Below are 24,957 nucleotides of genomic sequence, written 5' to 3' on the forward strand. Positions count from 1 at the left end.
ACGCTAGGCGCGGTGCCGGGAAACCCACGGCTCGATCTGTGAACTGCCGGATTAACCCACTTTCAAAATAGTGAAATCATATCTAGGATTTTCATTTTGCCAATGAATCCTAGGTGAAGCCTTGCCCACACCGTTCTCCGATCCGATCTGGCGCAAGCCGCAAGCGGCGTCCACGGCTCAGTCGCTTTTTCCCAGCGGCGATCGTGTCGATGTCGTCATTGTCGGTGGCGGCATCATGGGGCTGTCGACGGCCTTGCATGCGTCCCGGCTTGGCTTGTCCGTACAGGTGCTGGAGGCCGGGGAAATCGGCCAGGGCGCGTCGGGGCTCAATGGCGGCCAGGTCATTCCCGGCCTGAAATACGATCCTGAATGGCTGCTCGAGCATTTTGACCCGGAGCGCGGCGAGGCGCTGGTCAACTTTGCCGCTTCGACCGCAGATGCGGTTTTCGAACTGATCCGCGATGAAAAACTGGCAGTGCCGTTCGTCCGCAATGGTTGGATCCAGGCGGCTCATACCGAGGTTGCGCTGAAGGCAGCGGCAAATCGTGACCGGCAATGGCGGGCACGCGGTGCCGACGTCAAGCTTTTGAGCCAGGCCGAGATTGCCGCGATGACCGGCGCTCAAGGGTATCTCGGCGGCTGGCTCGATCGCCGCGCCGGTGTGATCGATCCGCTCGCCTATACGTCGGAACTGGCACGGATCGCCGCGGCGGCTGGTGCAGGGATAGCGGAGCGCCAGAAGGTCGTGCGGCTCGCCAATGCCGCCGGCGTTTGGCGTATTTCGACCGAAAACGGCCTTGAATTGCAGGCGAAGGCGGTCGTGCTGGCGACCAACGCCTATACGGACGGTTTGATCCCCGGCCTCGCCGAGACGATCGTGCCGCTGCATTCCTTCCAGATCGCCACGGCACCGCTGCCGCCCAACCTGGCGGCCACGATCCTGCCGGAAGGGCAGGCGGTGTCGGATTCCAGGCGCATACTCGTCTATTACCGCAAGAGCGCCGACGGCCGGCTGGTGCTCGGCGGGCGTGGTCGCATGGCCTTGCCGACCAGCCCCAATGACTGGGCGCATCTCAAGCGCGCATTGCTGCGGCTCTATCCGGCACTATCCGGTGTGGCGATCGAAAAGCGATGGTTCGGCCGGGTGGCGATGACGCCGGACCACCTGCCGCACATCCACGAACCGGAGCAAGGCCTTTTGGCGGTGGTCGGTTGCCAGGGGCGTGGTGTTGGCCTGATGACGGCGCTTGGCGAGCGCATCGCAACCTATTTTTCCAGCGGTGATGCCAGGCAGTTGCCATTCCCGGTCTCGCCGATCCGGCCGATCCCATTCCACGCCTTCCGGCAGGTCGGCGTCGCCGCGACCATTGCCTGGTATCGTCTGCTCGACGCACTGGAACGTTGACGCAGCAATTCATGCCAATGGGATCGTCTTTTGGGGATTCCGCTTGACAGTTTCATGAATATGAAAAAATCTTAGGTAATTTCAAATTTGGACCGGCAGGTCGATGTCGACCATTGTTGCAGCACAAGCGCCCGGGGCCCGGTCTTCATCGGGCTTCCGCGTCGCCATGTTGCTGCCGGGCGCGCTGGTCACCTTCCTGCTGATCCTGTTTGCCCTCGGCCTGGTGCTTTTCCTCGCCTTCCGCGGCAATGACGGTTCGCTGCTCGGCGCCGGCTTTACCGTGGCGAATTTTGTCACCGTGGTTTCGGATCCACTGTACTGGACGGTGACGCTGCGCTCGCTGATCATTGCCGCGCTGGTCACCTTGGCCACGGTGGTCACCGCCTATCCCGTCGCCTACTATCTCGCCTTCCATGCCGGTCGGCGGCGCGGCCTGCTGCTGTTCCTGGTGACGCTGCCGTTCTGGACCAGCTATCTCCTGCGCGTCTTCGCCTGGAAGATCGTGCTCGCCTACAATGGCGTGCTGAACTCGGCGCTGATCGAAAGCGGCATCTGGTCCGAGCCGACTTTGGCCTTTCTCAACACGCCGGCTGCCGTCGTCGTCACGCTCGCCCATGCTTACGCGCCCTTCGCCATCCTGCCGATCTATGTGGCATTGGACACCATCCCGAAGTCGCTGATCGAGGCCGCTTCCGATCTTGGCGCCAGACCCTTCACCTCTTTCCGCCGGGTCGTGCTGCCCAATTCGATGCCGGGCGTGCTGGCGGCCGCACTTGTCGTCTTCGTGCCGACGGTCGGCGACTATGTCACGCCCGCGCTCGTCGGCGGCCCGGCCAGCACCATGATCGGGTCGCTGATCCAGGCTGAGTTCGGCAAGGCCAATGACTGGCCGTTTGGCGCAGCACTGTCTGTCGTCGTCATGCTGGTCATCCTTGCCGTGGTGCTGGTCGCACGCTTCACCGACCGCAGATTTGGCAGCCGCACATGAGCATCGCGCGCACACAAGGTGGCGGCCGCTGGCTTGGCGTTTACGTCGTCGCCTATCTGGTCTTTCTCTATTTGCCGGTGCTGCTGATCCCGCTGTTTTCCTTCAACAACTCGATCCAGGCAGCGTTTCCGCTGCAAGGCTTTACCTTGCAATGGTACGCGACGCTGTACGGCAATTCGATGCTGTCCGGTGCACTCTTGAACAGCCTCGTCATCGCCGCCATTGCCGCCACTGGCGCAACGCTGTGCGGCATCACCGTGTCCTACATGGACCTCTATGGCCGCTCGCCGTTGGCTGCCACCATCAGCGCCATCGCGCGGCTGCCGATCCTGATCCCGGGTGTCATCGTCGGCATATCGCTGCTGATCCTCATCAACCTCATAGGTCTCGGTCCATCGCGCATTGCCATCGTTCTCGGCCACATATTGGTGGCGCTGCCGACGACGGTGGTGATCATGCGCAGCCGCTTCGCCGCCATCCCGAAAACCATTCGCGAAGCGGCGCTCGACCTCGGCGCTTCCGACTGGACGACCTTCCGGCGGGTGATGCTGCCGCTCAGCCTGCCGGCCATCGCCTCGGCCTTCATGCTGGCCTTCCTGATCTCCTTCGACGAGTTCATCGTCGTCTTCTTCCTTGCCGGCACCGAGCCGACGCTGCCGCTCTACATCTGGAGCCAGCTTCGGTTCCCGAAATCGCTGCCGGCGGTCATGGCGCTGGGCACGTCGATCCTGGCGGTCTCCTTCGTCATCGCCGCAATCGCCGAAATCCTGCGCCATCGCGGCCTGTCCGCAACGGCGCCAAGACCCGTCGATCCACCACAACCAAAACAAACCAAGAGAGGAGAACTGCAATGGCATTCGACCTGATATCCGGAAAGATGGCCCGAACCGGCCTGGCGGCCCTGGCATTGGCGCTGTCGTCGACCGTCGCTTTCGCCGGCGACAAGCTGCAATATTTCACCTGGTCGGGCTATGAATTGCCCGACTTCAACAAGAGCTTCCTTGCCGCACACCCCGATGGTGTCGAGGCCTCGATCTTCGGTGACGACGATGACGCCTTCACCAAGGTCAAGGCCGGCTTCCGCCCTGACATCGCGCATCCCTGCTATGACAAGGTGGCGCGCTGGAACAAGGAAGGCCTGCTGCAGCCGATCGACACCAAGCGCATCAAGAACTGGGATTCGATCTTCCCGGTGTTCAAGAACCTGCCTGACCTGCAGGCCGGCGACGGCAAGGTCTGGATGGTGCCGTGGGACTGGGGCAACACCTCGATCCTCTACCGCACCGATCTGGTGAAGAACCCGGAGGCAAGCTGGAACCTTTTGTGGGACAAGCAATATGCCGGGCGCATGGCGACCATCGACGCCGTGCACGACACGCCGATCGTTGCGGCGCTTCTGGCCGGCGTCAATCCGTTCGACATGACGCCCGAGCAAATGGACAAGGTGGCCGATAAACTGCGCGAGCAGCGCCCGCTGCTCTCCAACTACACCACCGACATGACCTCGGTCGAACAGGCGCTGGCCAGCGGCCAGCTGGTCGCCGCCATGACCTGGAACGCGTCCGCCACCTCGCTGAAGAAGCAGGGGGTGCCGGTCGAGTTCATGAAGCCGAAGGAGGGCATGCTGACCTGGTCCTGCGGCTTCGTCATGCTGAAGGACGCCAAGAATGTCGATCTCGCCTATGATTTCATCAACAGCCGGCTGGATGCCGACTCGGGCAAATACCTGATCCAGTCCTATGGCTATGGCAGTTCGCTGAGCTCTGCCTTTGCCACCGTGCGGAAGGAGGAGCTGGAAAAGCTGCAGCTGCCATCCGACCCGGAGGTGATGCTGAAGACCACCATCTTCACCGGGCCGATGAAACAGAATGACGACCTCGCCAAGATGTTCGAAAAGGTCAAGGCAGGCGGCTGAGCCTGGTTCTTCCTTCTCCCCTTGAGGGGTGAGCAGCCGGTTCGCGTAAGCGAATTCATCGTGCCAGTGGCACGATGAAAGGCCGGCGAACGCCGGGACGCTGCGAAGCAGCGGGGGACCCGGCAGGGTGGATCGGCTACCACGCCCGGCCCTTCGCAGGCTCAGGGCGTTCGAAGCTCGAAAAGCCAAGCAATTGGCTTTTCGTTCGCTGCGCGAACCGCTTCTCACCCCACAAGGGGAGAAGGGAAAAAACGAGGACGAACGAATGGATATGCTGGACGAAGCGGCTGGAAAGCCGAAGGACGATGCCGATGTGCGGGTCGGCCGGCGCGTGCGGGCGCTGCGGCTGGAACGCAACCTGTCGCTGGCCGATCTCGCCGCCAGGGCAGGCGTGTCGATCGGGGCGCTCAGCCAGATCGAGCGCGGCATGTCCTCGCTGCGCGTCAAGGTGATCTGGCCGCTCGCCGCCGCCCTCGACATCGAGCCGTCGGCGTTGATCGCCGACGGCAACGATACCGTCAACGACCTCTATTGCGTGCGTGCCAACAGCCGCCGCGCGATTCCCGTGGAGTCCGAAGGCATCGCCAAGGCGCTGCTGTCGCCGCCGGGCGCGACACTGACCGGCATGCTGGTGACGGTCGACGCCGGCGGCGGCACCGCAGAGGCCTATGCCCATGCCGGCCATGAATTCGGCTACGTCCTTTCGGGTGAGGTTGAGCTGGTTGTGGATTCGACAAAATACGGGCTGAAGACCGGCGACAGTTTTGCCTTCAAGAGCACGCTTTTGCATGCCTTCCGCAATCCGGGCGCCGAACGCTGCCAGATACTCTGGGTCAACACCACGAAGCCCTCCGAGGTTCGCGATGGCGCCTGATCCTCTCGTCCGGCTGCAGGCGGTCTCGAAGCTGTTTCCCGGCGGCATCGTCGGACTCGACGCCGTCGATCTCGACATCGTCCGCGGCGAGTTTCTCACCCTTCTTGGTCCGTCCGGCTGCGGCAAGACCACCAGCCTGCGCGTCATCGCCGGCTTCGAAAGTCCATCGAGCGGCAAGGTGCTGCTCGATGGCCGCGACATCACAGCGCTCAGGCCCTACGACCGGCCGGTCAACACCGTGTTCCAGGACTACGCGCTGTTTCCGCATATGAACGTTGCCGAGAATGTCGGCTTCGGCCTGTCCTTGCGAAAACGATCCGGCGCCGAGCAGGCAAAACGCGTCGGCGAAGCCCTCGACATGGTCGGTCTGGCCGACAAGCTTGGCGCCCGCGTCTCCGAACTGTCGGGTGGCCAGCGCCAGCGCGTCGCACTCGCCCGTGCCATCGTCTGCGAACCGCGCGTGCTGTTGCTCGACGAGCCGCTGTCGGCGCTCGACGCGCATCTGCGCGAACAGATGCAGGTTGAATTGAAGCGGCTGCAGTCGCGGCTCGGCACCACCTTCGTCATGGTCACCCACGACCAGACCGAAGCGCTGTCGATCTCCGATCGCATCGTCGTCATGAACAAGGGCCGCATCGAGCAGATCGCGCCGCCGGCGACGCTTTACGACCGGCCCGCCACCACATTCGTCGCCAGTTTCATCGGCACCATGAACCTGTTGCAGTCGCGTTTTATCGGACGCGATGGCGATCGCTTGCGGTTCGCCGCCGGTACCTTGCCGCTGGAAGCGATCTCCGAATCCGGCGAGGCTCCCGCCGAGGGCGCCATGCGCATCGTCGGCGTGCGGCCCGAGGATTTGCTGGCGGCCACCGAAGCGGCGACCGGCACAGCGCCGGCCCGCGTCAACAGCATCGTCTTTCATGGCCGCACCTTGCGCCTGCATGCCGAACTCGGGCAGGGCGCACCTGTTGTCATCGACGCGCCACGCCAGGCCGAGGGTTTTCAATTCAGCGTCGGCGATGTGGCGCATATCAGCCTGCGCCGTGGCGCCAACTGCCCTATGCTGCCAAGCTAGTTTCACACGGCAAATGGCTGGCACCGGTGGCATCGGTGCCCTCGTTGTTTGAACGGCCAGGACGATGCCGTGGCCGCGATGTAGAACCTCAAATCGTCGTCGCATATCCGCGCGAAATCATCATCCTGACATGGCTTGTCAGCTACAAGCGGATTGACGATGGCAGGCCGTCGAGCTGTCCCCTACTTGCACTACGTCTGAACAGGAGGATCACATATGACCATCGCGGAAATTGCCAAGGATTTCACCGAACTCCTACAGCAGGGCGACCACCAGGGTGCTGCTGAGAAATACAATGCCGACGATATCGCCAGCTACGAAGCCATGGAGGGGCCGATGGCCGTCAGCCATGGCAAGGCGGCCCTCAAGCAGAAGGGCCAGTGGTGGCAAGAGAACCACGAAGTCCATGGCGGTTCGGTCGAAGGCCCCTATGTCAACGGCGACCAGTTCGCGGTGCGCTTCAAGTTTGACATAACCCCCAAGGCTACGGGCGAGCGTGTCACCATGGATGAGGTCGGCTTGTATACGGTCAAGAACGGCAAGATCACCGAAGAGCGCTTCTACTATTGAGGCCGGAAATACCCCGGCTTCCGGGAACCTGCTCTCTTCGCTGCAGTGTTGACAGATAAGCATGGCGGCCGGGACAATGCCTGGCCGCCATCCAAGAGGCTCAAATCGTCTTCACGTATTCTGCAAGCTGATCGGCCACCGTGCCCCAGCCGTCGAAGAACCCCATCTCTTCATGGTTCTTGCGGGTGGCCTCGTCGCGGTGGATGGCGGTGGCGGTGTAGCGCGTGCCCTTGCCGTCCGGCTGCAAGGAAATGACCGCGGTGATGAACGGCTCCCCCGACGGCCGATAGCCCGGCAGCAGCGCGTCCGTCCACACCAGCCGCTCGTTCGGCACGATTTCGAGATAGCAGCAATGGCGGTCGTTGACCTCCTTGCCGTCGGGCGACTGCATGCGCGTCCGAAACAGCCCGCCCGGCCTGAGGTCGATCTCGCAGTCGGTGACGCTCCATGGCTTTGGCGTGAACCACTGCTTGACGTGCTCCGGCGTCGTCCAGGCCCGCCACAGCAACTCGCGTGGCGCATCGACGACGCGCTCCAGCACGAGATCCAGTCTGGGATCCGGCTTGAAGGGATAGCTCATTTTTCTTTCTCCTTGAGGGTCATCACATAGGCGTCGAACTGGTCGAGGCGGCGCTCCCACAGCGTGCGCTGTTCGGCGAGCCAGTTTTCGGCCAGCTTCAGCGGCTCAGGCACCAGTTGATAGGTCCTGACCCGGCCAGTCTTTTGCGAATGCACCAGCCCGCAGCCTTCAAGAACCCTGAGATGCTCGATGAACGAGGGCAGGGCCATGTCGAAAGGCTCTGCGAGGTCGCTGACCGAGGCGGGGCTGCGGTTCAGCCGCTCCACCACGCGTCGCCGCGTCGGGTCGGACAGGGCGCGAAAGATGCCGTCGATCGGTGGCGGGCTCGGATTGGCGGTCTGGATGTTGGTCATTGGTCGGTCCTGGGCTGCCGTCAAAATGGCTCGAAAAATACTTAGGAAAATTCCTTAGTGTTTGCAAGCACAAAATCACGGGGCGCCCGAGAGCCCGCTGGCAAAGCGAAGCGAGCGTCCTTACTCTGCAGTCAGATTCGAAGTTTCGAGGGACCCGGTTTGACGATCACCATGTACGGCATCACCACCTGCGACACGATCAAGAAGGCGCGCGTCTGGCTGGAAGGTCATGAGGTGCCCTACCGCTTTCACGACTACAGGGCGGAAGGGCTGGAGGCGAAGCGGCTGGATGGCTGGGTCGGCAAGGTTGGCTGGGAAATCCTGCTCAACAAGGCAAGCACGACCTTTCGCGAACTGGCGGACAAGGACAAGCAGGGCCTCGACGAGAAGAAGGCCAAGGCGCTGATGCTGGCCAAGCCGACAATGATCAAGCGGCCAGTGCTGGAACTGGGCGAGAGGATTCTGGTCGGCTTCAAGCCGGATGTTTATCAGCAGGCGGTGGGCGGGAAGTAGAGCCGAGCTCCCCTCCGCCGCGTTCCCTGTCCCGCCGACTCGCGGAATTCAATCGCCTGAACCCGTCCCCTGCAGATAGCCCGCCAGCGCCACCGCATTGTTGTGGGCTTCGTCCCGGGCGCCGTAGAGCAGAGTCACCCGACCCTTGCCGAGCATGGCCCGCAACTGCCCGACCACTTCGCCATTCCTGTCCAACTCGGCGCGATATCGCTTCTGGAATTCCATCCAGCGCTCCGGCTCATGGCCGAACCATCCACGCAGGGCATCGCTCGGTGCGATATCCTTCAGCCACAGCGCCAGCGCCGCGTCCTCTTTGCTGACGCCGCGTGGCCAGATCCGGTCGACCAGAACCCGTTGCCCATCGTCGGTCGCCGGCGGCTCGTAAATCCGTTTGACCACGAGGTCGAAAGCCACCGGACCCTCGTAAGTCCCTGTCAGGCCCACTCGCCCTTGCGCATCACCGGCACGCGGGCGCCGTCCTTGTGGACGCCGTCTATGTCTATCTTGTCGGAGCCGATCATCCAGTCGATGTGGATGAAACTCTTGTTGCCACCACGTTGGGCGATCTCGTCCTGGCTGAGCGAGGCGCCGTTGACGAAGCACTTCGAATAGCACTGGCCGAGCGCGATGTGGCAGGCGGCGTTCTCGTCGAACAGCGTGTTGAAGAACAACAGGCCGCTCGCCGAGATCGGCGAGGAATGCGGCACCAGCGCCACCTCGCCGAGACGGCGCGCGCCTTCGTCGGTGTCGAGCACCTTTTTCAGCACGTCCTCGCCCTTCGACGCCTTTGCCTCGACGATCCTGCCCTCCTCGAAACGCACCGAGATCTCGTCGATCAGGGTGCCCTGGTAGGACAGCGGCTTGGTCGAGGAGACATGGCCTTCGACGCGTCTTGCATGCGGCGTGGTGAAGACCTCCTCGGTCGGGATGTTCGGGTTGCAGGTGATGCCGTTCTTGGCGGTCGAGGCGCCGCCCATCCATTCGTGGCCGTCCGCCAGCCCGACGGTCAGGTCGGTGCCCGGCCCGGTGAAATGCAGCGCATGGAAATTATGGCCATTGAGCCATTCGGTGCGGCCGCGAAGCGCTGAATTATGCGCCTTCCAGTTGTCGATCGGGTCTTCGACATCCACCCGTGAGGCGGCGAAGATGGCGTCGGCGAGCTTCGCCACCGCAACATCGTCGGCATCGCCGGGGAAGACCTGCCTGGCCCAGGCGAGATCCGGATAGGCGACGATGTTCCAGTTGATGTCGAAGCCGGTGATCTTTTCCAGCGCCGGCTGGTAGGCCATCGAATTCGCCTTGTTGGCGCGCGCCACCTTCGCCGGATCCTGCGCCGACAACAGCGACGGATCCTCGCCGCGCACGGCAAGCCTGGCCGCATTGTTGGCGAAGGCCTTCGCCATGCCTTCGTAGAGCCAGCCGGCGGCGTGGTCGAAGCTGGCATCGGCGCCGAAGCGATAGCGCGCCAGCGTCATCTCGTCGTCGTTGAAGATCGGCGTCACCAGCCCGGCGCCGGCCTTGTAGGCATGCTCGACGATCCGCCTGGTCAGCGGCAGCGCCGCAATCGACGACGTCAGCACCAGATCCTGTCCGGGCTGCAACTGCAATCCGACCTTGATGGCGACTTCCGCCAGCCTGTCGAGCTTCACCGGGTCGATCGATGCGGAAACGCCGCGCGAATGTGTGGTCATGATCCTGCCTGCCGTAGTTTGATGTCTGACTCTACATAGACCGGCGCCACGGTGCTTTCCACCGCGATCCCTCCGGCGGGTGCCGTGGCTGCATTCGGCGACCCGAACTGTGCCATCGTCGCCTCGATCTCTTCCTTGATCCAGACCTTGAAATCCCGGACCTTGCGGCTTTCGGCCTTGGCGGAGGAGGTCACCAGCCAATAGCCGAGACCGCTCTGGGCGCGGATTCCGAACGGCGCCAACAGCCGTCCGTCGGCGAGAGCATCAGCCGTCAGCAATTGCCAGCCGAGCATCACGCCGTGGCCGGCAATCGCCGATTCCAGGCACAGCATCGGATCGGTGAAGCGCGCGCCCTTCAGGAAGGTGACGGGCGGAACGCCGGCTGCTTCGAACCAGCTCTCCCAGTTGATCATTGCCCTTTCGTCGGTGATGGCGCAGGTCTGGGCGAGATCCTCGATCGATTTCAGTTTTCTGGCGATCACCGGGGCGCAGACCGGGAAGATTTCCTGCGCCAAAAGCAATTCCGCGCGCCCGCCCGGCCATTTGCCGTCGCCGAGCCGGATGGCGATGTCGATGTCGGAGTGATCGAGATCGGCCAGCCTCACCGACGCGTCGATGCGCAGCAGCACGTTGGGATGCCGGGTGAAGTGACGCGACAATCGCGGCAGCAGCCACTTCGAGGCAAAGGCCGGCGCCACCGAAACCACCAATGTGCACTGCGTCGCCTCGTCGGCCAGCGCCACGGCCTGGGCAAGCTCGCGAAACCCCGCGCCGAGGCGGGCCGCGAAGACGGCGCCGAATTCGGTCAGCACGAGTCCGCTCGCCGTCCGCTCGAACAGCGCCTGGCCGAGCTGCTTTTCGGAGCGGCTGATCTGCTGGCTGACGGCACTGACGGAAACGTTGAGTTCTGCCGCCGCCGCCGCAAGCGAGCCGAGACGGGCGACGGTTTCCACGGCGCGAAGGCCGTTGAGATGGACTCGGTTGAGCATAGCCATACAGATTTTCTAAACCGACCCGGCCGAAATCTCAATTGAAAGACACATCGAAACGGCAGACTTTATCGGGGGAGACAGACCCGCGGAGCCGAAAATGCTGAGCATGTTGTCATCGCTGAAAGTTCTGTTCGCAACGGATGCTCCGCATGAGCCAGGCCGGGAGAGCGAGACGCAGAGATGGCTGACCGATCCGCTTTCGCATCCCGTGCTCAACACCATGTCGGAGCGCGAATTGGGTGATGTGCCGTTCAGGTTGACGGCGCAGCGGACGGTGTACGAGACCGCCTCATTGCGTGCCGGTTTTGGCGGACGCTGCTGAGAGCCTGTTTGAAAATTCTACTCTAGCGGCCATCGGATGGCGTTTTCTGCGCTTTCGTTGCTCACGGACCAAAGTTCGCTGCGCTACGGTTTCGAAACCACCACCATATGACTCGCCAGAGCGAATTTCGAAGCGGTCTCCGAGCGGAGTTACGCGTTAGAGCGTAAGGAAAAGTCGTAGCGAGCGCCGCGTGCTGCAACCGCGCTGGCCCAACAGATGGCGGATTGTTCCAGCGATCCCTGCATTTATTGTGCGCTGCGATGACATCCGCCACCTCGACAGCGCTGCGTTTCGCCTTCGCCGGCATGATCGCCATGGCCGTCGCCATGGGCATTGGCCGCTTCGTCTACACCCCGATCCTGCCCGGCATGATGGAGGAACTCCATCTGTCGCCGGCCAATGCCGGATGGATCGCCTCCGCCAACTATCTTGGCTACCTCGTCGGCGCGCTTGCCGCGGCCGGAGGCTGGGCGCATGGACGTGAGCGCCTGTTGATGCTGGCCGGTCTCGGCGCCAGCACGGTTCTGGCAGCCCTGATGGGACTGTCCGATACCATGGTCGCGTTTCTCGTCATCCGCTTTCTGGCCGGGCTGGTCAGCGCCTTCGTCATGGTGTTCATGGCCAGCATCGTTTTCAGTCATATAAACGCAGCCGGCCGCAGCGACCTGCAGGCGTGGCATTTTGGCGGTGTTGGCCTCGGCATCGCGATCTCCGCGGCGATGATGGCGGTGCTGGTCACCGAGCATGCCGGCTGGGCGGCGGGCTGGCTGTGGTCGGCGGCAATTTCGGCTTGCGGTTTCGTCGTCGTGGCGCTGCTGGTGGACGAGGGGCCGCTCGCCAATGGCCAAGCCGGCCCTGAGCCGGCCCTGCCGAAAGACCGGTCGCTCGTGAAGATCATCATCGCCTATGGCCTCTTCGGCTTCGGCTATGTGGTGACGGCGACATTCCTGGTCGCCATCGTCCGGCAAGGCGGCGGCAGCCGCGTCTTCGAGGCCATGGTGTGGATGGTCGCCGGCCTTGCCGGCTTTCCCTCGACCTGGCTGTGGCAGAAGATCGCGGCACGGATCGGGCTCCATGCCACCTATGCGCTGGGATGTTTCGTCGAAGTTGTCGGCGTCACCGCCAGTGTGGCCGTCGGCGGACGCACCGGGCCGGTTCTTGGCGGCCTGCTGCTCGGCGGCACCTTCATTGCCATAACCGCGCTTGGCCTGCAGGCCGCGCGGCAACAGGCGCCAAGGGCGCCTCGGCGTATCTTTGCCTTGATGACGGCCTCTTTCGGCCTTGGCCAGATCATCGGCCCGATCGCCGCCGGGCTGCTGGCACAGGCGTCAGGTGATTTCTTCCTCGCCTCGATCACCGCCGCTGCCATGCTGGTCGTTTCCGGCGCCGTCACATGGTCGGCTGCGCCAAAATCGCCATGATTGTGGGTTTGCTCGATGCCGGGCATCGGGCAGGCATTTGCTTTCCAGCTAATGTGTGACTTTATGCCCGCTGATATCAGCTGATTTGCGCATAGATCGAGGAATTCCCCACAGTGTTCGTATCCTTCTTCCCGCAGCCGAAGTTGTTTTTCTCTTCGGCCGCCATCTGGAGCCTTGCGGCAATCCTGTTCTGGTTTTTCGGTGGTGAACAGCTGGGCGCGGTTTTCGGACTGCCGCCCGCCGCGGCTGGCGCGCCGCCGATCATCGGTATCGCCGTGCTCTGGTCGCCGCCCTTCCTGTGGTTTTATCTCTATTTCGTGTTCTGCGTCGCCGTCTTCTATGCGTTCTGGAGCTGGTATTCGCCGCACCCCTGGCAGCGCTGGTCGATCCTGATGACGGCGGTCATCCTGTTCTTCATCTATTTCAATGTGCAGGTCAGCGTCGCCGTCAACGCCTGGTACGGGCCTTTCTTCGACTACGTACAAGGACTGATGTCGGGGACTGGAAAGTCGACCAACGGAGAGTTTTATATCGGATTGGCCGACTTTTCGTGGCTCGCGCTGGTCGGCATGAATGTGCAGGTGGTCAATGCCTTCATCGTCAGCCACTGGATCTTCCGCTGGCGCACGGCGATGAACGATTATTTCGTCGAGAACTGGGGCAGGCTACGCCATATCGAGGGCGCCTCGCAGCGTATCCAGGAAGACACGATGCGGTTCTCGCAGATCATGGAAGATCTGGGCTCCAGTTTTGTGCAGTCGATCATGACCCTGATCGCCTTCCTTCCCGTCATGATTCAATTGCAGGCCCATATCACCGAACTGCCGATCATCGGCGCGATTCCCCAGCCACTGGTTGTCGCAGCGCTGGCCTGGTGTCTGTTCGGAACGATCTCGGTGATGATTGCCGGCATGAAACTTCCAGGACTGCAGTTCCGCAACCAGCGTGTCGAAGCCGCCTACCGCAAGGAACTGGTGTACGGCGAAGATCATGCGGACAGGGCTCAGCCAGCCACCACGGCCGAGCTGTTCGCCAATGTTCGTCACAATTATTTCAGGCTCTATTTCCACTACATCTATTTCAACGTTGTCCGGTACACCTACCTGCAGGCCGACAACATTTTCGCGCTGCTGATCCTGGGTCCGTCGCTGGTGGCGCACAAGATCACCTTCGGCGCGCTGAACCAGATCTCGAACGCCTTCGGCAAAGTAACGGGCTCGCTGCAGTTTCTGCTCACCTCCTGGTCGACCATCGTCGAGCTGCAATCCGTCCACAAACGCCTGCGCGCCTTCGAGGCGACCCTGCAAGGCGAGCCGCTGCCCGAGATCGACCAGCGCTATCTGGCAAGACAGGGCGCCGAGGACCCAGCCTAAAGACCGAGGTTTTTGGAAATCGAGCTGGTTGGCGGCTCAGCCGCCGACCGAAGCCTGCTTCTGGGCCGCGTCCTGCCGCGAAACATAATCGCGAAAACTGATGCATTCGACATCGGCCTTGACGCAGACCTCGCCGGCAAAACGCTCCAGCGCGTTCCAATAGGCGCCGTCATTCATCAGCGCGAAGTGGAAGCCGAGTTCCAGCGGAACGCGCTTGCCCTGATATTGCGCATCGAAGGCGGCGCGGAAGGCGTCATAGGTCCGGTTCGCGAATTCGTTCGCCTTGCTCGGCCGCTCGAATCCGCCGGAATGTCTGACATAGAGATTGTAGTCCATGGCGATCACCGGCCTTGATTCCGGTCCTTCCGGGATCTGCGGCAGCGAAAAGTGCATGATGCCGTGGCTGGTCGCCGGCCGGGCAGGGCCCTGCGAGACGCCGCTCGCATCGAATTGATAGCCAGCCGCCGGCAGCGCCTCGTAAAGCGCCTTGCTTGTCGACAAGTAAGGCGCGCGGAAGCCGACAACCGCATGCCTTGCGAAATCACGCCAGCCCTTGGGCTCGGGCGCGATACCGTTGATCGCATAGGCGTTTTCGAGAATGTGCTCGAACGAACCGAACTCCTTCAGCCAGTCGGCCTTGCTCCAGTCCTTGCCGTCGAAATGGCCGCAGCCGTGGCTGGCGATGTCGTGACCTTCAGAGGCGGCAAGTCCGATCTGCTCGAGCCGCTCGGTCACCTCCTGCTTGGAGGCGGCAAAGCCGATGTTGGATTTGCCGGCCGTTTTGCCGGGCGCCGTATATTCCTTGCGCGTCTCAGGCGACAGCAGGAAGACGCAGGAGAGAAAATAGGTGAAATGCGCGCCGGTGCGCTGCGCCAGTGCCCGGCTGCGCTTCCACTGCGAAATGTCGCGGGCGCTGTCGAACGAGATGATGATGACCTGCCTGGGCTTTGCCGGCGCTGGCGGCGAGGGCGGATCGGCCAAAGCCCCACCCGCAGTGGCGAGCGAGGCGATGGAAAACACAACAACGCGAAACGGACGGTACATCGGCTATCTGATCTGCACTCAGGGAATGTCTGGAAGCCGGCTATCGCTCAAATGTGGCGTAGGTGCGATTGGCCTTTTTGGCAACCAGCCTCGGGAATAGGCGATTTTCCGGTTGAACCCCTTCCATGCCGACAAAATTTCGCTAAAACGCGGGCTGACAACGGCCCGAGAGGGCAGGAATGGTTTTGATTGATGTCCGACGACAGTTTTATCCGTGAAGTCAACGACGAGATGCGTCGCGAACAGGCGCAGAAGCTGTGGGACCGTTTCGGTCCCGCTTTGCTTGTCCTCGCGATCCTCGTGGTGCTCGGCACCGCCGCCTTCGTCGGTTATCGCTATTGGGACGAGACGCGCGCCAACCGCTCGGGCGATGCATTCTCGCAGGCGCTGAAGCTCGCCAATGACGGCAAGAACGACGAAGCGCTGACCGCCCTCGACCAGTTGGAGAAGGACGGCTACGGCGCCTATCCGCTGCTCGCCCGCATGCGCGGCGCGACCGTCAAGGCCAACAAGGGCGACGTTACCGCCGCGGTCAAGGATTTCGACGATGTCGCCGCCGACACGGCCATTCCCTCGGGCATTCGCGACATGGCGCGCCTCAGGGCAGCCCTGCTGCTTGTCGACAATGGCTCCTTCGCTGACGTCTCCAGCCGTGTCGAGGCGCTTACATCCGATACCAACACGTTGCGCCACACGGCGCGCGAGGCGCTCGGTCTTTCCGCCTGGAAGGAAGGCAAGACCCAGGATGCGCTGAAGCTGTTCGACCAGATCGCCGCCGATGACGGCGCCCCGCGCAACACCCGTGAGCGGGCAACCTTGATGTCCGAGCTGATCCGCGGGTCGGGCAGTGCGTCGTGACATTCAAAGTCGCCATCATCGGCAGACCTAACGTCGGCAAATCGACTCTTTTCAATCGGCTGGTGGGAAGGAAGCTGGCGCTTGTCGATGACACGCCGGGCGTCACCCGTGATCGCCGCGTCCATGCCGCCAAGCTGTACGACCTGCATTTCGACGTCATTGACACCGCCGGCTTCGAGGATGCCGCCGCCTCGACCTTGCCCGGGCGCATGCGCGCGCAGACCGAGATCGCGATCCGCGAGGCCGACCTGATCTTCTTCACGGTCGATGCCAAATCCGGCCTGATGCCCGACGACAAGACGTTCGCCGAGATCGTGCGCAAGTCCGGCAAGCCGGTGGTGCTGGTCGCCAACAAGGCCGAGGCGAAGGGCGCCCAGGGCGGCATGCTGGAGGCCTGGGAACTCGGTCTTGGCGAGCCGATCCCGGTGTCTGCCGAACACGGTCAGGGCATGCCCGATTTGCGCGACGCTGTGATTGGCGCGCTTGGCGAGGCACGTGCCTTCGGCGAAGAAGAGGATGGTGTCGGTGAGGAGATCGCCGCCGGCGAGGTGCTGATCGGCGAGGACATCGTCGACCCGGATGCCGAAGATGTGCATTGGTATGACGACACCAAGCCGATGCGCATCGCCGTCGTCGGCCGCCCGAATGCCGGCAAATCGACGCTGATCAACGCGCTGATCGGCGAGGAGCGGCTGTTGACCGGGCCGGAAGCCGGCATCACCCGTGATTCCATCTCGGTCGACTGGGACTGGCATGGCCGCCGCCTGAAGCTGTTCGACACGGCCGGCATGCGCCGCAAGGCCAGGATCCATGAAAAGCTGGAAGTGATGTCGGTGCAGGATGGCTTGCGCGCCATCCGCTTCGCCGAGATCGTCATCATCGTGCTCGACGCCACCATTCCCTTCGAGAAGCAGGATCTGCAGATCGCCGACCTGATCATCCGCGAGGGCAGGGCGCCGGTGATCGCCTTCAACAAATGGGACGTGATCGACCACCCGCAGGAGCTTCTGGCGGAGTTGCGCGAGAAGACCGAGCGGCTGCTGCCGCAGGTGCGCGGCATCCAGGCCGTGCCTGTCTCGGCCGAAACCGGGCGCGGCCTCGACAAGCTGATGGATGCGGTGCTGAGGACCCACAAGGTGTGGAACAGCCGCGTCTCGACCGGCAAGCTCAACCGCTGGCTGGAGAGCATACTGGCGCATCATCCGCCGCCTGCCGTCGCCGGCCGCCGGCTGAAGGTCAAATACGTCACCCAGGCCAAGACGCGGCCACCGGGCTTCGTCGTCCAGTGCTCGCGGCCGGATGCGATGCCGCAATCCTATGTCCGCTATCTCTCCAACAGCCTGCGCGAGGCTTTCGACATTCCCGGCGTGCCGATCCGCATTGCGCTGCGCACCTCCGACAATCCGTTCGCCGGCAGGGCCAAGAAGCGCAGCTGAGCCGCAGCGCCGGTCCGGCGCCATGATCACGCTACGCTGCGCAAACCGTGGTCGTTGGCCCGCCCATTTTCGGGCAGCGCCTGCCGTGCCGCCTGAAGCAATATGTCGGCAAGGCGGGCTACCACCGGCTCGGGCTCGGCGTCCTTGCGATGCAGGAATAACGCCATTTTGGGCAGCTTCGGCAACCCGGCGATCTCAGGTGTCATCGCGCTGACACTGGCCGGCAGGCCGATGTCGGTGCGGATCGTCAGCCCCAGTCCCGCCGCGACGGCTGCCCAGATGCCGCCGAGGCTCGGGCTGGAAAAGGCCATCCGCCACGACAGGCCGGCGCGGTCGAGCGTTTCGGTTGCCACCGTGCGCAAAAGGCAGGGTGCTTCGAGCGCCACCAGCGGCAGTGGCTCACCGTCGCGCAGGCTGGTCTCGATGCGCTTTGCCGGGCCGATCCAGCGCATCTGCACGTCGGCGACATGCTCGCTGTAAGGCAGCGTCTCGCCGCTGTGCCAGGCGAGAGCGATGTCGAGGTTGCCTGACATGATCCTTTCGGCGAGGTCGTAGCTGCGTGCGATCCTGGCTTCGATCTTGACCTTGGGATGGGCGCGGTCGAAGCGGCCGAGCACGTCAGGCAGCACCGCCTCGCCGAAATCCTCCTGCAGCCCAAGCCGTACCCAACCTTCCAACTCGACGTCATGGATCGCGGATGCCGCTTCGTCATTGAGTTCGATCAGACGGCGCGCATAGCCGAGCATGGTCTCGCCGGCTTCGGTCAAGGCGAGGCCACGTCCCGACTTGCGGAAGATCGGCGTCGCCGCCTGCTCCTCAAGTTTCTTCAACTGCGCGCTGACCGCCGACGTCGACCGGCCAAGCCGGTCGGCGGCCTTGGCGAAGCTGCCCAGTTCCATGCCGGTGACGAAGCTGCGGAGAACGTCGAGGTCGAATGTTACGCGTCGCATGGCAATAATCCTGATTTTCGGGACAAACAGTCAAATACTTCCCGATATTCGGCATGAAGCTATGGCGGTAAAAACGGAGCGTCAAGGTCCGGATGCAGTGGACCATCAAGGGAAATTCAGCCATGTCGCTCGTCGCTACGGATTTGGAATGCAACCAGGGCAGGCCTCGGCAGCAGGCGAGAGCAGCCGCCGGTGCCGCGACAGTCCGCTCCAATCATCGCTGGAAGGTGCTGGGCATCGGCGTTGCCGCCAATGCCAGTTTCTCCGCGACTTTCTCCGGCATTCCGGCGACGGCGGTCTTCTTGCGCTCCGGCTATCAGCTCGGCAACGGCCAGCTCGGGCTGGTCCTCGGTCTCCTCGGCCTGGGTGTGGCGCTGAGTGAGCTGCCATGGGGATTGCTCACCGATCGCTGGGGCGATCGCCGCGTGCTGCTCACCGGGCTCGGCGCCACCGCGGCATGGCTGTTTCTCATGGCATTCCTGGTCGTGCCGTCGCCGGCACACCTTCCCGGAGTTGCGCTTCTGGCCGCCGTATTGCTTGTCACCGGTCTGCTCGGCGGCAGCGTCAACGGCTCGAGCGGCCGCGCCATCATGGCCTGGTTCCGTGAAGGCGAGCGCGGCTTCGCCATGAGCATCAGGCAGACTGCAGTGCCACTCGGCGGCGGGCTCGGCGCCCTTGTCCTGCCGTCGCTCGCCTCGACGCATGGTTTTGCCTCGGTCTATGGCCTGCTGGCCACATTCTCCGCCGTCACGGCGCTTTTCGCCTGGCGCTGGTTGCGCCAGCCGCCAATCGGCGAAGACGCGACGTCCGCCAGCGACGCGATGGTGTCGGCTGGCCTGACACCGCTGCGCAACCCCGACGTCTGGCGCATTGCAATGGCCATCGGCCTGCTCTGCGTCCCGCAAGTGGCGGTGCTCACCTTCGCCTCCGTCTTCCTGCATGATTTCGGCGGCATGGGAACGGCGGTGATCAGCGCCAGCCTGGCAGCCGTGCAGGTCGGCGCCATGGTCATGCGCGTCTGGAGCGGCCGCTTCACCGACCGTCACGGCAACCGCCGCGCGTTCCTGCGCCTTTTCAGCATGCTGAGCGCGGCCGCTTTCGCCACCCTCACGCTGCTTGTGTTTGTCGCGGCCACCATTCCTGGCTGGCAGCCGGTGCTCGCGGCAACGATCGTTGCCGCCTTGATCGTCGCCGGCATCTGTGTCTCGGCATGGCACGGCGTTGCCTACACCGAGCTTGCCACGCTTGCCGGCGCCAGCAATGCCGGGACGGCGCTCGGCCTCGGCAACAGCTTTGTCTTTGTCGCCTTCTTCCTGGTGCCGATCGCCATCCCCGGGCTTCTGGTCGTTGGATCATGGACGGGCGTCTGGCTGTCGGCCGCCGTCTGTGCGCTGATCGCCCGGCCGCTCTTCCTGCGGCCGGCCTGAATTCACAGGCCGGCCGCAAAACCGCCCGACTTCGGAACCACGACCTTGAGCCGACTGAGAAAACCCGATCGAACCCGTTAACGTCCCATCAAGGTTAATGCATCATTTTGCTCTCCAGTGGGGTCAGTCGCGTTCCTGGAGAGAGTTCCGTGCATCGACGTGTGTTGAAGCGGCTTTTTGCCGCCGCCGGTGAGAGAAAACGTGGCTTTCTGCCTCCGTTCGTAATCGGTCTCGGAATCTGGATCGGCTTTCCGACCATCGTTGCCTACCAGGACATGACGAGCCTTGTCTCCGGCCTCGAAGCGCCAAACACCCGCTGGAATTCCTATGTCGAGAAATCCGTCGCCGGCTCGACCCATGCGGCCGAGATGCCGTTCGTCGATTCCGACGTCACCGGCTCCATTTCCGGATCGGGTGTCCATCTGGCCGGTATCGGCAACGTGTCGTTTCGTGGCAAGGGCGGCAAGGTCAGCGGCACGCCCGACGAGGATCGTGTCGTGCGCGCCGACAAGAAGGGCCGCATCGTCCAGATGTCTCCCGTGGCGCCACCGAAGAACTTCAATGCCGGCTCGATCTTCGAGCGCACCTCCTCCTTGCTGCGGCCCAGCATGGACAGCGGCCTGAAGATGGCCTTCGCCAAGCCGCAGATCAAAGGCAAGGAAATCCAGATCGCCGCGGCATTCCATGCGCGCGAGGACAAGAAGCCGGATCCCGGCGTGCCGGCCATGCTTGCCGCGCTGGTCAACAACGACCATCCGGACGTACTGGCGACCGCCTACGCGCAGGCCGAGCCCGACTATGCCAAGGCGTCACCCTTCGAAGCCCTGCTTCAGGACGAGCAGCCCAATGACGGCCGCTTCATCCCGCCGATGGCCAAGGGCGATCACTCGTGGATCCAGAATCCGCTGCCTGCGAGTGTCTTCTCCAACAAGGAGCAGGCATGCCTTGCCAACGGTATCTATTTCGAGGCCATGAGCGAATCCGTGCGCGGTCAGGCCGCCGTCGCCCAGGTCATCCTCAATCGCGTCCGCAACCCGGCCTATCCGAATTCGATCTGCGGCGTCGTCTACCAGAACGACAGCTGGTTCAACCGTTGCCAGTTCTCTTTCGCCTGCGATGGCAGGAGGAAGCGCATCGATAGTCCTGCCGCCTACAAGACCGCGCAGGATATCGCCATGGCCGTCACCGCCGGCAAGATCTTCATCCCCGAGGTCGGCTCGTCGACCCACTACTACGCCCAATATGTCCATCCCGGCTGGGCGCGCACGATGCAGAAGATGACCAAGATCGGCCTGCATATCTTCTACCGGACCTATGGCGGCGGCTGGAGCTGAGCGCCGAACGATTGCTGATCTTCTCGCGCCGCATGCAGTCGATCAAAGAGCCATTGCCGGGGGGATTCGTGCAACGCATCCGCGTCATCGTGGCGGGCACGATGTCGCACCTTTATAAACAATTGATTTTGTTGCCTAAAATACATGACAATGAACTTCCGCCCGTGGCTTGACTGGCGCAAACCCTCTAACTATGTTGCCGGCGACTTTAGAAGCGGACGGACGGTGACGGTCTGACCGGGCAGGGGGGTTGCGATGGCCGATAAAAACAGGCCAGACGGAACCGGAGAAACCGGCCGCGGCAAGCAGCATGAAGCCGACATCCGCGACGACGATCTTGAGCGCCGCCGGCGTGAACTTGGAGCATCTCTTGCGACAAGGCGGCCGGACCGGCTCGAGGGGAAAGACGACGCGAAAGCGGGCAGTGTGGCCGGTTATGGCCAGGCGCTCAAACTCTCCAGCGAGTTCATCGCCGGAGTGGTGGTGGGGGCCGGCATCGGCTGGATCATCGACCGTCTGGCGGGGACATCGCCATGGGGTCTGATCGTGTTTCTGCTGCTTGGTTTTGGCGCCGGCGTGCTCAATGTCATGCGTTCCGCGGGCGTTGTGGCAGAATTCGGACAGGGCGATAAATCGCGCCCCGACCAAGACGACAAGAAATGACCGCGCTTTCATGTGCGGTAATGGTAACGAGGCCGTACGCGGCATTGACGGGGTTTGAACGTGGCAGCTGACAAGGTCGATCCGATCCACCAGTTCCATATCAACAAGCTGATACCGATCGAGATCGGCGGCTACGACTTGTCTTTCACCAATTCGGCGCTGTTCATGGTCGCGACCGTGGTCGTTGCCGCCGCATTCCTGTTTCTCACGACGTCGAGCCGCAGCCTGGTTCCCGGCCGGCTCCAGTCGGTCTCCGAGATGGCCTACGAATTCGTCGGCAACATGTTGCGCGATGCCGCTGGCACCCAAGGCATGAAGTTCTTCCCGTTCGTGTTCTCGCTGTTCATGTTCGTGCTGGTTGCCAATCTTCTTGGCCTGTTCCCGTATTTCTTCACCGTCACCAGCCACATCATCGTCACCTTCGGCCTTGCCGCCCTGGTGATCGGAACCGTGGTCGTCTACGGCTTCATGAAGCACGGTCTGGGCTTCCTCAAGCTGTTCGTGCCGCATGGCGTGCCGGTGTTCCTGCTGCCGCTGGTGGTGCTGATCGAGGTGATCTCCTTCGTGTCGCGCCCGGTCAGCCTCTCGGTTCGTCTGTTCGCCAACATGCTCGCCGGCCACATCACGCTGAAGGTGTTCTCGGGGTTCGTCGTCAGCCTGAGCGCGCTCGGCGCGGTCGGCGTGGCCGGTTCGATCCTGCCGCTGGCAATGGCGGTGGCGTTGACGGCGCTTGAACTGCTGGTCGCCTTCCTGCAGGCCTACGTCTTTGCGGTGTTGACCTGCATGTACCTCAACGACGCCCTGCATCCCGGGCACTGATACCGATCAAGAGTTTCCGGCATTGGCGCCGGATGGAATCGCAACGGAATTTTAGATCCAAAGGAGTTGAACAAATGGACGCAGAAGCAGCAAAGTACATCGGCGCCGGCATCGCTTGCCTGGGCATGGGTGGCGCGGGCATTGGCCTCGGCAACATCTTCGGCAGCTATCTGGCGGGCGCGCTGCGCAACCCGTCGGCCGCTGATGGCCAGTTCGGCCGTCTGATCTTCGGCTTCGCCGTGACCGAAGCTCTGGGCATCTTCTCGCTTCTCATCGCGCTTCTGGCCCTGTTCGGCTGAGCATTGGGAAGATTGGACAGGCCGGCCGCGCAAGCGGCAGGCCTGAATTTCGGGGATAGTCCATGTTCGTGACATCTGCCTTCGCGCAAGAGTCCGCACCTGCAGCCGACACCAGCCACGCTGCGACGGAAGGCGACACGCATTCCGGCACGAGCGTGCCTGCCGAAGCGCACGGCACGTTTCCGCCATTCGATCCGGCGACATTCCCGTCGCAGCTTCTGTGGCTGGCGATCACTTTCGGGCTGTTCTACCTCTTCCTGAAGCGGGTTGTGATGCCGCGCGTCGGGGGCATCATCGATGTCCGCAACGATCGCATCACGCAGGACCTCGATCAGGCAGCCAAGTTGAAGGGCGAGGCCGACGCCGCTGTTGCTGCCTACGAGCAGGAACTGGCGGAAGCCAAGACCAAGGCCAACGCGATCGGCCAGCAGGCCAACGATGCGGCCAAGGCCGAGGCCGAGACCGTACGCAAGAAGATCGAGGCAGCCCTCGACGAGAAGCTTGGCGAGGCCGAAGCCCGCATTTCTTCCATCAAGGCCAATGCCATGAAGGAAGTCGGCAGCATCGCCGAGGACACCGCTTCGGCAATCGTCGAGGCACTGGTTGGCGGCAAGGCCAGCAAGGCCGAGATCGCGGCCGCGGTCAAATCCGTGGCCCGGTGAGGAGCGCATCATGGATTACACATCTCTCGCGACGCTCTGGGCCACGATAGCCCTCTTCATCTTCCTCGGTGTTGCCGTCTACATCAAGGTGCCGGGCATGATAGCCAAGGCACTCGATGCCCGCGCCGACAGGATCAGCAATGAACTGGATGAAGCGCGCCGGCTGCGCGAGGAGGCCCAGCAATTGCTCGGCCAGTATCAGAAGAAGCGCAAGGAAGCCGAGCAGGAGGCCGCCGACATCGTCGCCGCTGCCAAGCGCGAGGCCGACATGCTTGCCGCCGATGCGCACAAGAAGACCGAGGACTATGTTACCAGGCGCACCGCGCTTGCCGAACAGAAGATCGGCCAAGCCGAACGTGACGCCATCAGCGAAGTCCGCGCCAGCGCCGTCGACATCGCCGTCGAGGCCGCGCGCACGCTGCTCGCCGGCAAGATCGACGCCAAGGCGGGTGCTGACCTGTTCAAGGCATCGCTGGTGGATGTGAAGTCCAAGCTCAACTGAGCTCTCTTATCCCGAGCAAAGTATCGAAGCCGCCCGGGAAACCTGGCGGCTTTTTTGTTGCGGGCAAACCATCCGATCAATCCAGGCCGGCAAGGCTCTCTTCTTCCGCCACTTCCGTCCCGCCAAGCCTGAACGGCGCGAAGGACACGCGGTGCAGTCGCGCCACTGGACCATGCACCTCGATTGCCGTGCGATGGCGGGCCGTGGCGTAGCCCATGTGGACCTCGAAGCCGTAGCGGTCGTGATGGTTGCCGCAGCCGCACATCATGCGGTCGCGCATCACCTTGGCGACGATCGACGCGGCGGCGATCGATTGCGAGCGCTGGTCGCCTTTGATCAGCGCGCGGCCGGCGCAAGGCAGCCCCGGCGGCACGTCGCGCCCGTCGGCCAGCGCGAGCTTCGGCTGAACCGACAAGCCGATCACCGCACGGCGCATCGCCTCAAGGCTGGCCTTGAGGATGTTGCTGCCGTCGATCCCCTCGGCACTTATGGATGCCATCGACACACCCAGTGCAGAGCCGAGAATTCGCACGAACAGCGCTTCGCGTTGCAGGTGGCTAAGGCGTTTGGAATCGTCGAGCCCATCCGGAATGTTGGCGGGGTCGAGCACCACTGCGGCGGCGACCACCGGCCCGGCCAGGGGACCACGTCCGGCCTCGTCCATTCCCGCCACCGGCCACAGACCGTCGGCCATCGCCTTCGTCTCGAAGGAGAAGTCGGGTTTCTCGATGATCTCAAAGAGAAGCGGAGAATCGGAACGCGCGCGAGCCATGTTGCGGCGAGGTTCGCATCGGCTCCGATTCTCCGCAAGTCCCTCCGGGTCGGGTGGGGCGCCGGACCGGGAGGGCACCGTCTGCAGGCCGGGGCAGGCCGGACGGGATTCTCGTGCTG

29 protein-coding genes are annotated in these 24,957 nt (G+C 63.1%); 21 read left to right on the forward strand and 8 right to left on the reverse strand.

Going from position 1 to position 24,957, the window contains the following annotated elements:
- Positions 1-121 precede the first annotated feature (121 nt).
- The 7 genes from AC1D10_RS17380 to AC1D10_RS17410 all read left to right on the forward strand — a co-directional run bounded on the left by AC1D10_RS17380 (position 122) and on the right by AC1D10_RS17410 (position 6,827).
- On the forward strand, positions 122-1,405 hold the full coding sequence (locus AC1D10_RS17380) for an NAD(P)/FAD-dependent oxidoreductase (protein ID WP_477273875.1): 1,284 nt from the start codon (positions 122-124) through the stop codon (positions 1,403-1,405).
- A 103-nt stretch (positions 1,406-1,508) separates the two neighbouring features.
- Entirely contained in the window at positions 1,509-2,393 is an 885-nt protein-coding gene (locus tag AC1D10_RS17385) for an ABC transporter permease (RefSeq protein ID WP_477273877.1), read from the forward strand.
- The gene (locus AC1D10_RS17390; protein WP_477273879.1) at positions 2,390-3,259 is read left to right on the forward strand and encodes an ABC transporter permease; all 870 of its coding nucleotides are present in this window, start codon (positions 2,390-2,392) and stop codon (positions 3,257-3,259) included. The genes AC1D10_RS17385 and AC1D10_RS17390 overlap by 4 nt, the downstream gene beginning before the upstream one ends.
- A complete protein-coding gene (locus tag AC1D10_RS17395) occupies positions 3,244-4,308 on the forward strand; it encodes an ABC transporter substrate-binding protein (protein ID WP_477273881.1) in 1,065 nt (354 codons plus the stop codon). Before AC1D10_RS17390 ends, AC1D10_RS17395 begins: the two co-directional genes overlap by 16 nt.
- Positions 4,309-4,573: 265 nt before the next feature.
- A complete protein-coding gene (locus AC1D10_RS17400) occupies positions 4,574-5,182 on the forward strand; it encodes a cupin domain-containing protein (protein WP_477273883.1) in 609 nt (202 codons plus the stop codon).
- Positions 5,172-6,257 carry an ABC transporter ATP-binding protein gene (locus tag AC1D10_RS17405; RefSeq protein WP_477273885.1) on the forward strand — a complete coding sequence of 362 codons (1,086 nt, stop codon included), beginning with the start codon at positions 5,172-5,174 and terminating at the stop codon, positions 6,255-6,257. Before AC1D10_RS17400 ends, AC1D10_RS17405 begins: the two co-directional genes overlap by 11 nt.
- A 216-nt stretch (positions 6,258-6,473) precedes the next feature.
- The gene (locus AC1D10_RS17410) at positions 6,474-6,827 is read left to right on the forward strand and encodes a nuclear transport factor 2 family protein (RefSeq protein ID WP_111546893.1); all 354 of its coding nucleotides are present in this window, start codon (positions 6,474-6,476) and stop codon (positions 6,825-6,827) included.
- Between the two features lie 100 nt (positions 6,828-6,927).
- On the opposite strand, the gene AC1D10_RS17415 is transcribed toward AC1D10_RS17410, so the two are convergent.
- Positions 6,928-7,407 (reverse strand): SRPBCC family protein, encoded by a 480-nt coding sequence (locus tag AC1D10_RS17415; RefSeq protein WP_477273888.1) that lies wholly within the window; start codon positions 7,405-7,407, stop codon positions 6,928-6,930.
- A complete protein-coding gene (locus AC1D10_RS17420; protein WP_477273890.1) occupies positions 7,404-7,760 on the reverse strand; it encodes an ArsR/SmtB family transcription factor in 357 nt (118 codons plus the stop codon). Before AC1D10_RS17420 ends, AC1D10_RS17415 begins: the two co-directional genes overlap by 4 nt.
- A 159-nt stretch (positions 7,761-7,919) precedes the next feature.
- Here AC1D10_RS17420 and AC1D10_RS17425 point away from each other — a divergent pair, with 159 nt between their 5' ends.
- Complete coding sequence (locus AC1D10_RS17425) at positions 7,920-8,273, forward strand: ArsC family reductase (RefSeq protein WP_477273894.1); 354 nt, start codon at positions 7,920-7,922, stop codon at positions 8,271-8,273.
- Between the two features lie 48 nt (positions 8,274-8,321).
- Here the strand turns inward: AC1D10_RS17425 and AC1D10_RS17430 are convergent, their stop codons facing one another.
- From AC1D10_RS17430 to AC1D10_RS17440, 3 genes are read right to left on the reverse strand one after another with little or no spacing between them, the layout of a single operon-like run.
- Complete coding sequence (locus AC1D10_RS17430) at positions 8,322-8,687, reverse strand: DUF488 domain-containing protein (protein WP_477273896.1); 366 nt, start codon at positions 8,685-8,687, stop codon at positions 8,322-8,324.
- A 20-nt stretch (positions 8,688-8,707) separates the two neighbouring features.
- A complete protein-coding gene (locus AC1D10_RS17435) occupies positions 8,708-9,964 on the reverse strand; it encodes an aminopeptidase (RefSeq protein WP_477273898.1) in 1,257 nt (418 codons plus the stop codon).
- A complete protein-coding gene (locus AC1D10_RS17440) occupies positions 9,961-10,959 on the reverse strand; it encodes a LysR substrate-binding domain-containing protein (RefSeq protein WP_477273900.1) in 999 nt (332 codons plus the stop codon). The genes AC1D10_RS17435 and AC1D10_RS17440 overlap by 4 nt, the downstream gene beginning before the upstream one ends.
- Positions 10,960-11,053: 94 nt before the next feature.
- On the opposite strand from AC1D10_RS17440, the gene AC1D10_RS17445 reads away from it, so the two are divergent.
- The 3 genes from AC1D10_RS17445 (at position 11,054) to sbmA (ending at position 14,072) form a co-directional block, all read left to right on the forward strand.
- Positions 11,054-11,278, forward strand: coding sequence for a hypothetical protein (locus AC1D10_RS17445; RefSeq protein ID WP_379105623.1), 225 nt, complete (start codon positions 11,054-11,056; stop codon positions 11,276-11,278).
- 260 nt (positions 11,279-11,538) lie between these two features.
- Complete coding sequence (locus tag AC1D10_RS17450) at positions 11,539-12,699, forward strand: YbfB/YjiJ family MFS transporter (RefSeq protein ID WP_477273902.1); 1,161 nt, start codon at positions 11,539-11,541, stop codon at positions 12,697-12,699.
- Positions 12,700-12,812: 113 nt separating this feature from the next.
- Positions 12,813-14,072, forward strand: a complete 1,260-nt coding sequence (gene sbmA / locus AC1D10_RS17455) for a peptide antibiotic transporter SbmA (RefSeq protein WP_477273904.1) — start codon at positions 12,813-12,815, stop codon at positions 14,070-14,072.
- A gap of 36 nt (positions 14,073-14,108) precedes the next feature.
- Here sbmA and AC1D10_RS17460 read toward each other — a convergent pair whose 3' ends face one another.
- Positions 14,109-15,116: a polysaccharide deacetylase family protein gene (locus tag AC1D10_RS17460; protein WP_477273906.1), complete on the reverse strand. Its 1,008-nt coding sequence runs from the start codon at positions 15,114-15,116 to the stop codon at positions 14,109-14,111.
- 192 nt (positions 15,117-15,308) lie between these two features.
- Here AC1D10_RS17460 and AC1D10_RS17465 point away from each other — a divergent pair, with 192 nt between their 5' ends.
- Positions 15,309-15,974, forward strand: coding sequence for a tetratricopeptide repeat protein (locus tag AC1D10_RS17465; RefSeq protein WP_477273908.1), 666 nt, complete (start codon positions 15,309-15,311; stop codon positions 15,972-15,974).
- The gene (gene der / locus AC1D10_RS17470) at positions 15,971-17,410 is read left to right on the forward strand and encodes a ribosome biogenesis GTPase Der (protein ID WP_379105630.1); all 1,440 of its coding nucleotides are present in this window, start codon (positions 15,971-15,973) and stop codon (positions 17,408-17,410) included. Before AC1D10_RS17465 ends, der begins: the two co-directional genes overlap by 4 nt.
- A 26-nt stretch (positions 17,411-17,436) precedes the next feature.
- Here der and AC1D10_RS17475 read toward each other — a convergent pair whose 3' ends face one another.
- Positions 17,437-18,360, reverse strand: coding sequence for a LysR substrate-binding domain-containing protein (locus AC1D10_RS17475; RefSeq protein ID WP_477273911.1), 924 nt, complete (start codon positions 18,358-18,360; stop codon positions 17,437-17,439).
- A gap of 122 nt (positions 18,361-18,482) precedes the next feature.
- Here AC1D10_RS17475 and AC1D10_RS17480 point away from each other — a divergent pair, with 122 nt between their 5' ends.
- The 8 genes from AC1D10_RS17480 to AC1D10_RS17515 all read left to right on the forward strand — a co-directional run bounded on the left by AC1D10_RS17480 (position 18,483) and on the right by AC1D10_RS17515 (position 24,066).
- Positions 18,483-19,787 carry an MFS transporter gene (locus tag AC1D10_RS17480; RefSeq protein ID WP_477273913.1) on the forward strand — a complete coding sequence of 435 codons (1,305 nt, stop codon included), beginning with the start codon at positions 18,483-18,485 and terminating at the stop codon, positions 19,785-19,787.
- Positions 19,788-19,936: 149 nt separating this feature from the next.
- Entirely contained in the window at positions 19,937-21,121 is a 1,185-nt protein-coding gene (locus tag AC1D10_RS17485) for a cell wall hydrolase (protein WP_477273915.1), read from the forward strand.
- 11 nt (positions 21,122-21,132) lie between these two features.
- Positions 21,133-21,294, forward strand: a complete 162-nt coding sequence (locus tag AC1D10_RS17490) for a hypothetical protein (RefSeq protein ID WP_477273917.1) — start codon at positions 21,133-21,135, stop codon at positions 21,292-21,294.
- Positions 21,295-21,376: 82 nt separating this feature from the next.
- Entirely contained in the window at positions 21,377-21,784 is a 408-nt protein-coding gene (locus AC1D10_RS17495; RefSeq protein WP_477273919.1) for an AtpZ/AtpI family protein, read from the forward strand.
- A 60-nt stretch (positions 21,785-21,844) separates the two neighbouring features.
- A complete protein-coding gene (locus tag AC1D10_RS17500) occupies positions 21,845-22,603 on the forward strand; it encodes a F0F1 ATP synthase subunit A (RefSeq protein ID WP_027142301.1) in 759 nt (252 codons plus the stop codon).
- 74 nt (positions 22,604-22,677) lie between these two features.
- A complete protein-coding gene (locus AC1D10_RS17505) occupies positions 22,678-22,902 on the forward strand; it encodes a F0F1 ATP synthase subunit C (protein ID WP_006206606.1) in 225 nt (74 codons plus the stop codon).
- Between the two features lie 62 nt (positions 22,903-22,964).
- Positions 22,965-23,564, forward strand: a complete 600-nt coding sequence (locus AC1D10_RS17510) for a F0F1 ATP synthase subunit B (RefSeq protein ID WP_477273923.1) — start codon at positions 22,965-22,967, stop codon at positions 23,562-23,564.
- 10 nt (positions 23,565-23,574) lie between these two features.
- A complete protein-coding gene (locus tag AC1D10_RS17515) occupies positions 23,575-24,066 on the forward strand; it encodes a F0F1 ATP synthase subunit B (protein ID WP_379105645.1) in 492 nt (163 codons plus the stop codon).
- A gap of 76 nt (positions 24,067-24,142) precedes the next feature.
- Here AC1D10_RS17515 and AC1D10_RS17520 read toward each other — a convergent pair whose 3' ends face one another.
- Entirely contained in the window at positions 24,143-24,838 is a 696-nt protein-coding gene (locus AC1D10_RS17520) for a ribonuclease HII (protein WP_477273925.1), read from the reverse strand.
- Between the last annotated feature and the right edge of the window lie 119 nt (positions 24,839-24,957).

Source organism: Mesorhizobium sp. P2_A8, assembly GCF_056404935.1.